We start from the raw sequence: 11,418 nt of genomic DNA, 5'->3' as shown, positions 1-11,418 counted from the left end.
ATTTCAAAACGATATGACAACAAAAGAAATTCCCGTACTGCTCCTTACCGGTTATCTGGGCAGTGGCAAAACGACCTTGGTAAACCATATTCTCGCCAATAAACAAGGTATCAGATTCGCGGTTATTGTCAATGACATAGGCGAGGTAAACATCGATGCAGACCTCATCCAAAAAGGCGGCGTTGTGGGCAAGAAAGACGAAAGCCTCGTTGCGCTTCAGAACGGTTGCATCTGTTGTACGCTGAAAACGGACTTGATAGAGCAAATAGGCGAAATCATGCGGATGGAGCGTTTCGATTATATCGTCATCGAAGCCAGCGGCATCTGCGAACCGGAACCCATCGCGCAGACCATCTGCTCCATTCCCCGCCTGGGCGGCATGTACACCAAGTATGGCATCTGCCGCTTGGACTGCATCACTACCGTAGTGGACGCCCTGCGCCTGCAAAACGAATTCTCCTGCGGCGACGACCTTACCCGGAAAGGGATTGACGAGGAAGACATTGAAAATCTTATCATCCGGCAGATTGAATTCTGTAATATCATTCTTCTGAACAAGGCGGCGGAAGTAAAGCCCGAAGAGCTGGAACGCATCAAGCTGATTATACGTACCCTGCAACCCGCGGCCGAAATCATCGAATGCAATTACGCGGATGTGAATTTAAAGAAGATTATCCATACAGGCATGTTCGACTTTGAACGGGTGGCTACTTCGGCGGGATGGATTCGCGGAATAGAGAAACAGGCCACCGAAGAGGAAGAGAAAGAAGCGCACGGACATCACCGCCACCATGAAGACGGACATGCGCATCCTCACGAAGAACACGAGCACCGTCACGAAGCGCACGGACACCATCATCACCATCACGAAGGGGGCGAAGTGGAAGAGTACGGCATCGGCACTTTCGTTTACTACCGCCGTCCGGCATTCGACATTCACAAATTCGACCACTTCATCGCCACCAGATGGAGCCGCAACATCATCCGTGCCAAAGGCGTATGCTATTTCAGCCACAACCGCGACATGTCCTACCTCTTTGAACAGGCAGGCGCCCAGAAGCAACTGACCGAAGCCGGCTTGTGGTATGCCACAGCACCCGAAGAAGACCTGATTGAATTAATGCGTCAGGAACCCGGCCTGATGCGTGACTGGGATGAAAAGTACGGAGACCGTATGCAGAAGATAGTCTTCATAGGACAGCACATGGACAAAGAGCAGATTATACGCGACCTCGACGAATGCCTTGAATAAGGCGCATTTCCGTTTCCACCGGAGAAGACGGCTGTTTCCCTAATGGAAACGCCCGTCCCCCTTAAAGGAAACCCGAATTTCCAAGCAGGGAAACCGAAGTTTCTACCGTAGGAAACTGACGTTTCCCTTTGAGGAAACCGGAGTTCCCGCCATAGTGCAGTCACATTACGCTGCATTCCAGCCGGCTATCCCCACCAGTCATACCGTTCTACATACTCGTCGAAGTAGTCATCAAGCCGCAGGCCGAGAGCTTCCGCCTGGCTGACAATGTACTGCTGGGCGGTAGGGTCGATAAGGTATTCCCCTTTACGGGCGAGGTAATAGTTCTTACGTCCGAAGTAGGAAATAAGCCGCAAGCGGAATGTGCCCGCCACCCGAACCGTCAGCAACTCTGCCACCCGGGTGAAACCGCGGGCGTAACGCACCGGCGTATTCGGACGGTAATATTCGCACTCTCCTTTCATCGACTCCAACTTCCGGGGACTAAGCGTAGGCAGGAACGGATATTGCGGGGAAGCGTTCTGCAAGGCTATATAACGCAGGCAGGTAAAGCGTTTCGTACAATCGGCAGAGGCACATACACCGAAGTTGTAAGGCGCCTGCGAATTCTCTAAGTTATTCATTTATTTTACAGATTAGTTTGTCTCAACGCTTCATAGACAGCCGGATGCAGGAAATAGCGCACGTCCCTGCCCTCTTCCATCGCCTGGCGGATAAAGGTAGAACTTATTTCGAATGTGGGCGAAGAGGCCAGTTTTACATTTTGAGGTAAAGTATTCCCGTCCACCGCATAACCGGGACGGGGATAAATAAGAATAAAGTTTTCCGCAAGAATACGCTCCGACTGATACCAGCGGGAAAAGAGCGCCCAGTTATCAGAACCTATGATAAGGTGAAAAGTATCTTGCGGGTAAGCCTGTTTCAATTTATCAAGCGTATGGACGGTATAAGACGGGCGCGGCAGATGAAACTCGAAATCGGAAGCCCGGAACTTGGGATACCCCTCGATGGCAAGCCGCACCAGCTTCAGGCGAAGCTCATCGCTCATCAGAGAAACTTCTTCTTTCAGCGGATTATGCGGTGTCACCATAAACCAAACCTCATCCAACCCTTCGTATTCACAAAGATAATTGGCAAGAGCCAGATGTCCGATATGTACCGGATTGAACGAACCGCTGAAAATACCTATATTCACTTGGTAAATTGAAAATTAAGAATTGAGAATTAAAAAATGCCGGAGACTATGCTGTCAAAGTTCTCCTTTCAGACGCTTCCAACAGCCGTAAATATTTACGCCGCTTATGAACATCACGATGAGCATGGCTGCGGCCGGAGTGTACTCCTTCAGGTCGACATTCAATATAGCCAAAACAATAGCTCCCAGGAACAGAACGATATTCAGGACTAACAGGAGCTTATTGGCTCTCGGCGATAGCTTTTTGATTTTGGTCCGCTTCATCGGTTCAAGAATTGAGTTATTACTTTTAAAGCTTCCGCTTTAGCCGTCTCCAAATCATCGTTCACAATCACCGTATCGAACTTCGGCGCGAAACCCAGTTCGTATTCGGCTTTCGCCACACGGCTCTCGATTACTTCGGGAGCATCCGTGCCGCGACCTACCAAACGCTTCCGCAGTTCTTCCACCGAGGGCGGCTGGATAAAAACGGACAAGGCACGCTCTCCGTAGAATTTCTTGATATTACAACCGCCCACTACATCTACGTCGAATACAACATTCTGTCCGGCCGCCAACTGCCTTTCCACCTGCGCTTTCAGCGTTCCGTAAAAGCGGTCCTGATACACTTCTTCGTATTCCAGAAACTCATCATTGGCGATGCGGCTCCGGAACTCTTCGGGAGTGAGGAAGAAATATTCCACACCATTCCGTTCGGCGCCGCGTGGCGGACGGCTGGTTGCGGAGATAGAAAAAGCCAGGTTCAGGTTCTGCGTCAGCAGATAGTTGATAATTGTGGACTTGCCCGAACCGGAGGGGGCGGAAAATATAATCAGTTTACCCATCTATGGTATTTGCTATTTGACGATTGACAATTTACTATTTAATACGCTGCATGAATATTCGGGACTTGTTCCTTACATCACATTCAGGACTTGTTCCTTAATCTGCTCCAACTCATCTTTCATCTGCACTACAATCTTCTGCATTTCAGCGTGATTGGATTTACTGCCCAAAGTATTGATTTCGCGTCCCATCTCCTGCGCGATAAAGCCTAACTTCTTGCCTTGTCCGCTGCCGCTCTCGAGCGTGCTGATAAAGTATTTCAGATGATTGGAAAGACGTTGCTTCTCTTCATTGACATCAAGTTTCTCAATATAGTAGATAAGTTCCTGTTCCAAACGGTTCTTATCATAATCTACGCTCAATGTCTTTTCAAGGGCATCCGTGATACGGTCTTTGACCTTTCCTACCCGTTCCTGCTCGTACGGGGCGACCGACTCAAGCAACCGGGCTATATTCCCGATTTTCTCACGGAACTTCTTCTCCAACGCCGCGCCTTCCTGCTTGCGGAAATCTATCAGATGCCCGATAGCCTCTTCTACCGCTACGTGAACCACCGCCCACTCCTCGTCACTCAATTCCTGCGTTTCATTCTTCGTCATTACGTCCGGCATACGAAGCAGTGTAGCAAACCAATCGGCAGGTTCGGGGATACCGGCAGACGCGGAAATCTCCTTAATCCGCTTATAGTACGCCTCTACCAACTCCTGGTTGATAGGAGTGGCCAGTTGTTCCGCATCTTTCTTTTCAATCCAAAGGCTGAAATCGACCTTGCCGCGTTCCAGCATCCTGGATATTTCATTGCGGATTTCCATTTCCTTTTCCCTGTAAAGCGGAGCGATACGCGCAGACAAATCCATAGCTTTGCTGTTGAGCGACTTAATTTCAACATTGATTTTCTTATCGGGCAATTCGGCAGTTGCTTTGCCATAGCCTGTCATAGATTGTATCATAACAGTATAATTTTATTTTCTTAGCTAATTATCAAAGAGTTACAATCCGCGTAAATCTCTCTCGCCCGTAACTCTTCTCCAAAATATCCGACAAAGATAGCTATTCTCAATGATTATTTATTGCATTCATTGAGAATTCTTTGAGCAAATGTCAAACCAAGCTTTCCTACAAACAACTTGTGTAATCGAAACAAATCACGTAAATTTGCCACAATAAAATTCAGAATAGAAGTTATGTCATGTATCTTGCACATTGAAACGTCCACTTCAGCCTGCTCCGTAGCTGTGAGCGAAGACGGGCAGAACGTTTTCAAAAAAGAAGACCTGAACGGTCCTTCACACGCAGTATCATTGGGAGTATTCGTGGACGAGGCGTTGTCGTTTGCCGACAGCCATGCCATGCCGCTGGATGCCGTTGCCGTAAGTTGCGGCCCCGGTTCGTACACAGGATTACGCATCGGTGTATCCATGGCGAAAGGCGTTTGTTACGGCCGGAACCTGCCTCTCATCGGCCTTCCTACCCTGAAGGTGCAATGTGTGCCGGTGTTGCTTTATCACGACGATTTACCGGAAGATGCATTGCTGTGCCCTATGATTGACGCCCGGCGCATGGAAGTGTACGCCGCCGTGTACGACCGCGCACTGAAACCCGTACGTGACATAGCAGCGGACATTGTAGATGAAAACTCATACCGGGAGTTCTTGGATAAGTCTCCCGTCTACTTCTTCGGTGACGGTGCGGCCAAATGCAAAGAAAAGATAGTCCATCCCAATGCGCATTTCATCGACGGCATCCGTCCACTGGCAAGCATGATGTTTCCACTGGCGGAAAAGGCAATAGCCGAAGAAGATTTTAAAGACGTCGCCTACTTCGAACCGTTCTATTTGAAAGAGTTCGTAGCGAGCCAACCGAAAAAACTTATTTAGTGATTAGTGTTTAGTGATTAGTGATTAATGCCATGCGGCATAATAGCGCAGCCTACTAATCGCTAAACACTAATCACTAATCATTAATCACTAATCATTAATCGTTAATTACTAAAAGATTATGCAATATAATACTCAACAAAAACGGATGCCTTTGCCCGAATACGGACGTAGTATCCAAAACATGGTAGACCATGCATTGACAATCGAAGACCGCTCCGAACGTCAACGTTGTGCAAACACGATTATCAACATCATGGGAAATATGTTTCCCCACTTGCGTGATGTACCCGATTTCAAGCATAAACTTTGGGACCATCTTGCCATCATGTCCGACTTCAAGCTGGACATTGATTATCCATACGAAATTATCCGCAAAGATAATTTGAAAACCAAACCGGAAACAGTCCCTTATCCCAGTACCAAAATACGTTACCGCCACTACGGCCGTACTTTGGAAGTACTGATTAAGAAAGCCATTGACTTCCCCGAAGGAGACGAGAAACAAAATCTCGTTGCACTGATATGCAACCACATGAAGAAAGACTATATGTCCTGGAATAAAGATACTATCGACGACCGCAAAATAGCGGACGACCTTGCAGAACTGTCCGACGGCAAACTGCAAATGACCGATAGCCTTCTCCGCCTTATGTCTGAACGGATCGAGCAGAATTATCGTCCGAAAATGAATAATCAGAACAACAGGAATAACAATAGAAATAATAAAAGAAAATACTAAATAAAGTGATTAGCGATTAGTGGTCAGTGATTAGCTTTTAATGCCATACGACATCACCCTTCCACCACTAATCACTAATCACTAACCGCTAATCACTAACCACTACTTCCATGGCCTCATTTGTAATAGAAGGCGGACACAGCCTTTCCGGTGATATTTATCCTCAAGGAGCGAAGAACGAGGTGTTGCAGATTATCTGCGCCACGCTGCTCACCGCCGAAGAGGTGACAGTGCACAACATACCGGATATTCTGGACGTGAATAACCTGATTCAACTGATGCGGGATATGGGAGTGAACGTATCGAAAAAAGGCATCGATACATACAGCTTCCAAGCGGCCAATGTTGATTTTGCCTATTTGGAGAGCGACGAGTTCCTGAAAAGATGCTCCAGCCTGCGCGGTTCGGTTATGCTCGTAGGACCAATGGTGGCGCGCTTTGGCAAGGCTATGATTTCCAAACCGGGCGGAGACAAGATAGGACGCCGCCGTTTGGATACACATTTCATCGGTATACGGAATTTAGGAGCCGACTTTGTTTACAACGAAAGGCGGGAAGTCTACGAAATATCCGCCCGGCAGTTGCAGGGAAGCTATATGTTGCTGGACGAAGCATCTGTAACGGGAACCGCCAATATCGTAATGACGGCTGTACTGGCGAAAGGTAAAACAACCATTTACAATGCCGCCTGCGAGCCTTACATACAACAGCTATGCCGGATGCTGAACCGTATGGGCGCAAAAATAGAAGGCATCGCTTCCAATCTGCTCACCATCGAGGGGGTAGACGAACTGCATGGAACAGACCATACCATTCTTCCGGACATGATTGAAGTAGGAAGCTTTATCGGTATGGCGGCCATGACGAAAAGCGAGCTAACCATCAAGAACGTTTCGCACGAAAACTTAGGTATCATCCCCGACAGTTTCCGGCGTTTGGGCATCAAAATGGAACAACGGGGTGATGATATCCATGTACCTGCACAGGACACCTATCAGATAGAATCCTTTATCGACGGTTCTATCATGACAATAGCCGACGCTCCCTGGCCCGGCCTGACACCGGACTTGCTGAGCGTATTACTGGTAGTCGCCACACAGGCAAAAGGCAGTGTGTTGATTCATCAGAAAATGTTTGAGAGCCGCCTCTTCTTTGTGGATAAACTGATAGATATGGGAGCGCAAATCATTCTGTGCGACCCGCACCGTGCCGTAGTAATCGGACATAATCACGGCTTCAAACTGCGTGGCGGTAATATGACGTCACCGGATATCCGTGCCGGCATCGCTTTGCTGATAGCCGCCATGAGCGCCGACGGTATCAGCCGTATTCATAACATCGAGCAGATAGACCGGGGGTATCAGAACATAGAAGGACGGCTGAATGCGCTCGGAGCGAGAATAACGAGAATATAAACGTGATAAGGCGATAAAACGAGATGATACGAAAAGAAGAAGTATATAAAATAGGTATATTCAACAAACCTCACGGCATTCACGGAGAATTGTCATTCACCTTTACGGATGATATTTTCGACCGTGTAGAGGCTGAATATCTCATTTGCTTGCTGGACGGGATATTCGTACCGTTCTTTATCGAAGAATACCGTTTTCGCTCAGACACCACGGCTCTCGTCAAACTCGAAGGAGTAGATACGGCGGAACGCGCACGGATGTTTACCAACATTGAGGTTTATTTTCCAGTGAAACATGCCGAAGAAGCCGGACCGGGAGAACTCAGTTGGGATTTCTTCGTAGGTTTCCGTATGGAAGAAGCGCATCACGGCAAACTGGGTGAAGTAACGGATGTAGATACTTCTACCATCAACACTTTGTTCGTGGTAGATTATAAAGGAGAAGAATTGCTGATTCCGGCACAGGAAGATTTTATTATGGACATCGACCAAAAGCATAAGGTTATTACGGTAGACTTACCGGAAGGATTACTCGCTTTGGACGATACGGAAGAGGTGTAAATAAGGCAGTAAAGTGTAAGGTTCAAAGTATAAATAGAAAAGTTTATAAGTGACAGCGAATAAGAAGAAAAAAAGAAGAAAAGCCTTCTGGAGTAATATCAAGTTCAAATACAGGCTGACCATTACGAACGAGAATACCCTCGAGGATATTGTCACATTACGTGTGTCCAAACTGAACGGAATCTCCGTACTGCTTTCCGTACTGACGGTACTCTTTCTTATCGCCTCTCTGATTGTCGCTTTCACTCCGTTGCGCAATTACCTGCCCGGATATATGAACAGTGAAATTCGCGCACAGGTCGTAGAGAACGCCTTGCGTGTGGATTCACTCCAGCAACTGGTGGACAGGCAAAACCTGTACATAATGAATATTCAGGATATTTTCCAGGGTAGAATAAAAGCCGATACGGTTCATTCCATTGACTCGCTGACGACTGTACGGGAAGATTCACTCATGGAACGTACGCAACGCGAGGCTGAATTCCGTAAACAGTACGAAGAAACGGAAAAATACAACCTGACAAGTATCACCTCACGCCCCGAAGTAGACGGACTGATATTCTACCGTCCCACCCGCGGTATGATTTCATCTCCCTTCAATGCCGAAAAGAAACACTTCGGAACGGATATAGCCGCCAATCCGGGAGAAAGCGTATTGGCTACTCTGGACGGAACGGTCATTCTGAGCACCTACACGGCCGAAACCGGTTATTTGATAGAAGTACAGCATAATCAGGATTTTGTATCCGTCTACAAGCATTGCGGTTCTCTGTTGAAACGTGAAGGCGATACCGTAAAAGGCGGAGAAGCCATTGCTCTGGTAGGAAATACCGGACAACTGACAACCGGACCGCATCTGCACTTCGAGTTGTGGCACAAAGGAAGGGCGGTGAATCCGGAACTTTATATTGTATTTTGAGAATGAGAAATAAAATATAAAGTAAGATATAAGGTATAATTTATAAATCTGAAATCATAAAGCTGATGAAGAAACAAATTGCCATACTTGGCTCTACCGGTTCTATCGGTACACAGGCATTACAGGTCATAGAGGAACATCCCGACCAATACGAAGCCTATGTACTGACTGCTAATAACCGGGTAGATGATCTGATTGCCCAGGCTCGCAAGTTCAAGCCCGAAGCAGTGGTAATAGCAAACGAAACGAAATATCAACAACTGAAAGACGCGCTTGCCGACCTGCCGATTAAAGTGTATGCCGGTGAAGAAGCTTTATGCCAAATTGTAGCGGAAGCTCCTATCGACATGGTACTGACCGCCATGGTGGGCTATGCCGGACTGAAGCCGACCATGAACGCCATTCGCGCGCGCAAAGTGATAGCCCTCGCCAACAAGGAAACATTAGTCGTAGCAGGCGAACTCATCAATGACTTGGCGCGTTTCAGCGGCACTCCTATCCTACCGGTGGATTCCGAACATTCCGCCGTATTCCAGTGTTTAGCCGGAGAGGTAGGCAATCCCATCGAGAAAGTTATACTGACAGCCTCCGGCGGTCCGTTCCGCACTTGTACAATGGAACAGCTTGCCACCGTAACCAAAGCACAGGCTTTGAAACACCCCAATTGGGATATGGGAGCCAAAATCACAATAGACTCTGCCTCCATGATGAACAAAGGCTTTGAAGTGATTGAAGCAAAATGGCTGTTCGGCGTACGCCCCGACCAGATAGAAGTAGTGGTACATCCGCAATCCGTCATTCACTCGATGGTACAGTTTGAGGACGGAGCGGTAAAAGCACAGTTGGGAATGCCGGATATGCGACTGCCCATTCAATACGCATTCTCTTATCCGGAACGCCTGAAAGCGTCTTTCCCCCGACTGGACTTCAAGCTATGTACAGACCTGACTTTCGAGCAACCGGATACGAAACGTTTCCGTAATCTGGCGCTGGCATACGAAGCCTTGCATCGCGCAGGAAATATGCCATGTATCGTCAATGCCGCCAATGAAGTGGTAGTAGCCGCTTTCTTACGGGACGAAATATCGTTCCTCGGCATGAGCGATGTCATTGAGAAGACAATGACACGCGTCTCTTTTATACAGAAACCTACTTACGAAGACTATGTAGCAACTGACGCAGAAGCCAGACGAATAGCCAAAGAACTGATAGTTAAAAATTAAATTGTAAATAATAAAATAGTAAATAATTAGATGGAAACATTCTTGATTCGTGCCCTGCAACTTATAATGAGCCTTTCATTGCTCGTAATAATCCATGAAGGCGGGCACTTCCTCTTCGCCCGCTTATTTAAGACACGAGTGGAAAAATTTTGTTTATTCTTTGACCCGTGGTTCACTCTGTTCAAGTTTAAACCGAAAAACAGTGAAACAGAATACGGCATCGGTTGGTTACCTTTAGGCGGGTATGTCAAAATCGCAGGTATGATAGACGAATCCATGGATACCGAACAGATGAAACAGCCTGTACAACCGTGGGAATTCCGTGCCAAACCGGCATGGCAACGTCTGCTGATTATGGTAGGCGGTGTATTGTTCAATTTCCTGCTGGCGTTGTTCATCTACTCCATGATACTCTTTACCTGGGGAGACGAATATGTACCTTTGCAGAAAGCTCCGCTGGGTATGGACTTCAACGAAACGGCTAAAGCGATCGGTTTCCGTGACGGTGATATATTAGTTTCCGCCGACGGCGTTCCTTTTGAACGCTATGGAGGCGATATGCTGACAAGCATCGTCGATGCACGTCAGGTTACCGTATTGCGTGACGGACAGGAAGCATCCGTATACATTCCCGAAGATATGATGGAACGCCTGCTTGCCGACAGTGTTCGCTTCGCTTCATTCCGCTACCCGTTTGTCATTGACAGTATTATGCCGGGACAGCCTGCCGCACTTGCCGGATTACAACCGGGTGACAGCATCACGCAATTGGACGGACGCAATATCGCTTACTTCGACTTTAAAGAAGAAATGCAGAACCGGCAAAAAGCGGCTGACGACAGTACCGGCCGTCTCCTCACCCTGACTTACGTCAGAGCCGGAGTAGCGGATACCGTAACGCTGACTGCAGATTCTTTATATCAAATCGGCATCGCCGCATCCCTGCAGACAAACAAGCTGCTGCCTGTTGTCAAGAAAGAATATAGTTTCTTCGCGTCTATTCCTGCCGGAGTTACTCTGGGGGTAAATACGCTGAAAGGGTATGTCAGCCAGATGAAGTATCTTTTCTCTAAAGAGGGCGCCAAGCAACTTGGCGGTTTCGGAACAATCGGCAGTATATTCCCTGCAACATGGGACTGGTATCAGTTCTGGTACATGACGGCATTCCTTTCGATTATACTCGCTTTCATGAACATTCTGCCCATTCCGGCATTGGACGGCGGACATGTTTTGTTCCTCATCTACGAGATTGTAGCACGTCGCAAACCCAGCGATAAGTTTATGGAGCGTGCACAAATGGTGGGAATGTTCCTGTTATTCGGCCTGCTAATTTGGGCAAACTTTAACGATATACTCCGGTTCTTCTTCTGATAACAAGATACAAAAAAACACATCGTCTGTTATGGTCAA

General features: G+C 47.5%; 13 protein-coding genes. 8 read left to right on the top strand and 5 right to left on the bottom strand.

Features of this window, described 5'->3' with window-relative positions; translation table 11 throughout:
• The first annotated feature begins 13 nt into the window (after positions 1–13).
• Positions 14–1,252 carry a GTP-binding protein gene (locus tag BHV73_RS06215; RefSeq protein ID WP_087412688.1) on the top strand — a complete coding sequence of 413 codons (1,239 nt, stop codon included), beginning with the start codon at positions 14–16 and terminating at the stop codon, positions 1,250–1,252.
• Positions 1,253–1,437: 185 nt separating this feature from the next.
• Here the strand turns inward: BHV73_RS06215 and BHV73_RS06210 are convergent, their stop codons facing one another.
• The 5 genes from BHV73_RS06210 to BHV73_RS06190 form a co-directional block, all read right to left on the bottom strand.
• Complete coding sequence (locus BHV73_RS06210) at positions 1,438–1,875, bottom strand: DUF6078 family protein (protein ID WP_087412687.1); 438 nt, start codon at positions 1,873–1,875, stop codon at positions 1,438–1,440.
• A 5-nt stretch (positions 1,876–1,880) separates the two neighbouring features.
• Entirely contained in the window at positions 1,881–2,447 is a 567-nt protein-coding gene (nadD, locus tag BHV73_RS06205) for a nicotinate (nicotinamide) nucleotide adenylyltransferase (protein ID WP_009123263.1), read from the bottom strand.
• 54 nt (positions 2,448–2,501) lie between these two features.
• Positions 2,502–2,711, bottom strand: coding sequence for a hypothetical protein (locus tag BHV73_RS06200; RefSeq protein ID WP_022219011.1), 210 nt, complete (start codon positions 2,709–2,711; stop codon positions 2,502–2,504).
• Positions 2,708–3,271, bottom strand: a complete 564-nt coding sequence (gene gmk, locus BHV73_RS06195; RefSeq protein ID WP_087412686.1) for a guanylate kinase — start codon at positions 3,269–3,271, stop codon at positions 2,708–2,710. The genes BHV73_RS06200 and gmk overlap by 4 nt, the downstream gene beginning before the upstream one ends.
• 72 nt (positions 3,272–3,343) lie before the next feature.
• Positions 3,344–4,222, bottom strand: a complete 879-nt coding sequence (locus BHV73_RS06190; RefSeq protein ID WP_087412685.1) for a YicC/YloC family endoribonuclease — start codon at positions 4,220–4,222, stop codon at positions 3,344–3,346.
• A 234-nt stretch (positions 4,223–4,456) separates the two neighbouring features.
• Here BHV73_RS06190 and tsaB point away from each other — a divergent pair, with 234 nt between their 5' ends.
• The 7 genes from tsaB to rseP all read left to right on the top strand — a co-directional run bounded on the left by tsaB (position 4,457) and on the right by rseP (position 11,379).
• Positions 4,457–5,149: a tRNA (adenosine(37)-N6)-threonylcarbamoyltransferase complex dimerization subunit type 1 TsaB gene (gene tsaB / locus BHV73_RS06185; protein ID WP_022219009.1), complete on the top strand. Its 693-nt coding sequence runs from the start codon at positions 4,457–4,459 to the stop codon at positions 5,147–5,149.
• A 121-nt stretch (positions 5,150–5,270) separates the two neighbouring features.
• Positions 5,271–5,891 carry a DUF4290 domain-containing protein gene (locus BHV73_RS06180; protein WP_022219008.1) on the top strand — a complete coding sequence of 207 codons (621 nt, stop codon included), beginning with the start codon at positions 5,271–5,273 and terminating at the stop codon, positions 5,889–5,891.
• Positions 5,892–6,001: 110 nt separating this feature from the next.
• Positions 6,002–7,306, top strand: a complete 1,305-nt coding sequence (gene murA, locus BHV73_RS06175; RefSeq protein WP_009123256.1) for a UDP-N-acetylglucosamine 1-carboxyvinyltransferase — start codon at positions 6,002–6,004, stop codon at positions 7,304–7,306.
• A gap of 23 nt (positions 7,307–7,329) precedes the next feature.
• The gene (rimM, locus tag BHV73_RS06170; protein WP_022219007.1) at positions 7,330–7,866 is read left to right on the top strand and encodes a ribosome maturation factor RimM; all 537 of its coding nucleotides are present in this window, start codon (positions 7,330–7,332) and stop codon (positions 7,864–7,866) included.
• Positions 7,867–7,915: 49 nt separating this feature from the next.
• The gene (locus tag BHV73_RS06165; protein ID WP_087412684.1) at positions 7,916–8,785 is read left to right on the top strand and encodes a M23 family metallopeptidase; all 870 of its coding nucleotides are present in this window, start codon (positions 7,916–7,918) and stop codon (positions 8,783–8,785) included.
• Between the two features lie 65 nt (positions 8,786–8,850).
• Positions 8,851–10,008, top strand: coding sequence for a 1-deoxy-D-xylulose-5-phosphate reductoisomerase (locus tag BHV73_RS06160; protein ID WP_162609567.1), 1,158 nt, complete (start codon positions 8,851–8,853; stop codon positions 10,006–10,008).
• A gap of 30 nt (positions 10,009–10,038) precedes the next feature.
• Positions 10,039–11,379, top strand: coding sequence for an RIP metalloprotease RseP (gene rseP / locus BHV73_RS06155; RefSeq protein ID WP_087412682.1), 1,341 nt, complete (start codon positions 10,039–10,041; stop codon positions 11,377–11,379).
• The last annotated feature ends 39 nt before the right edge of the window (positions 11,380–11,418 follow it).

The organism is Bacteroides sp. 44_46 (assembly GCF_001915465.1).
GTDB classification, from domain to species: domain Bacteria; phylum Bacteroidota; class Bacteroidia; order Bacteroidales; family Bacteroidaceae; genus Bacteroides; species Bacteroides clarus.
The sequence above is the reverse complement of the archived record's forward strand: the minus strand, read 5'-3'. Positions and strand labels throughout refer to the sequence as shown.

What these genes read in the sequence shown, in the direction of transcription:
- BHV73_RS06215 (WP_087412688.1), top strand. Translation starts at nt 14, where the DNA reads ATGACAACAAAAGAAATTCCCGTACTGCTCCTTACCGGTTATCTGGGC.
- BHV73_RS06210 (WP_087412687.1), bottom strand. Translation starts at nt 1,875, where the DNA reads ATGAATAACTTAGAGAATTCGCAGGCGCCTTACAACTTCGGTGTATGT.
- BHV73_RS06200 (WP_022219011.1), bottom strand. Translation starts at nt 2,711, where the DNA reads ATGAAGCGGACCAAAATCAAAAAGCTATCGCCGAGAGCCAATAAGCTC.
- gmk (WP_087412686.1), bottom strand. Translation starts at nt 3,271, where the DNA reads ATGGGTAAACTGATTATATTTTCCGCCCCCTCCGGTTCGGGCAAGTCC.
- BHV73_RS06190 (WP_087412685.1), bottom strand. Translation starts at nt 4,222, where the DNA reads ATGATACAATCTATGACAGGCTATGGCAAAGCAACTGCCGAATTGCCC.
- tsaB (WP_022219009.1), top strand. Translation starts at nt 4,457, where the DNA reads ATGTCATGTATCTTGCACATTGAAACGTCCACTTCAGCCTGCTCCGTA.
- BHV73_RS06180 (WP_022219008.1), top strand. Translation starts at nt 5,271, where the DNA reads ATGCAATATAATACTCAACAAAAACGGATGCCTTTGCCCGAATACGGA.
- murA (WP_009123256.1), top strand. Translation starts at nt 6,002, where the DNA reads ATGGCCTCATTTGTAATAGAAGGCGGACACAGCCTTTCCGGTGATATT.
- rimM (WP_022219007.1), top strand. Translation starts at nt 7,330, where the DNA reads ATGATACGAAAAGAAGAAGTATATAAAATAGGTATATTCAACAAACCT.
- BHV73_RS06160 (WP_162609567.1), top strand. Translation starts at nt 8,851, where the DNA reads ATGAAGAAACAAATTGCCATACTTGGCTCTACCGGTTCTATCGGTACA.
- rseP (WP_087412682.1), top strand. Translation starts at nt 10,039, where the DNA reads ATGGAAACATTCTTGATTCGTGCCCTGCAACTTATAATGAGCCTTTCA.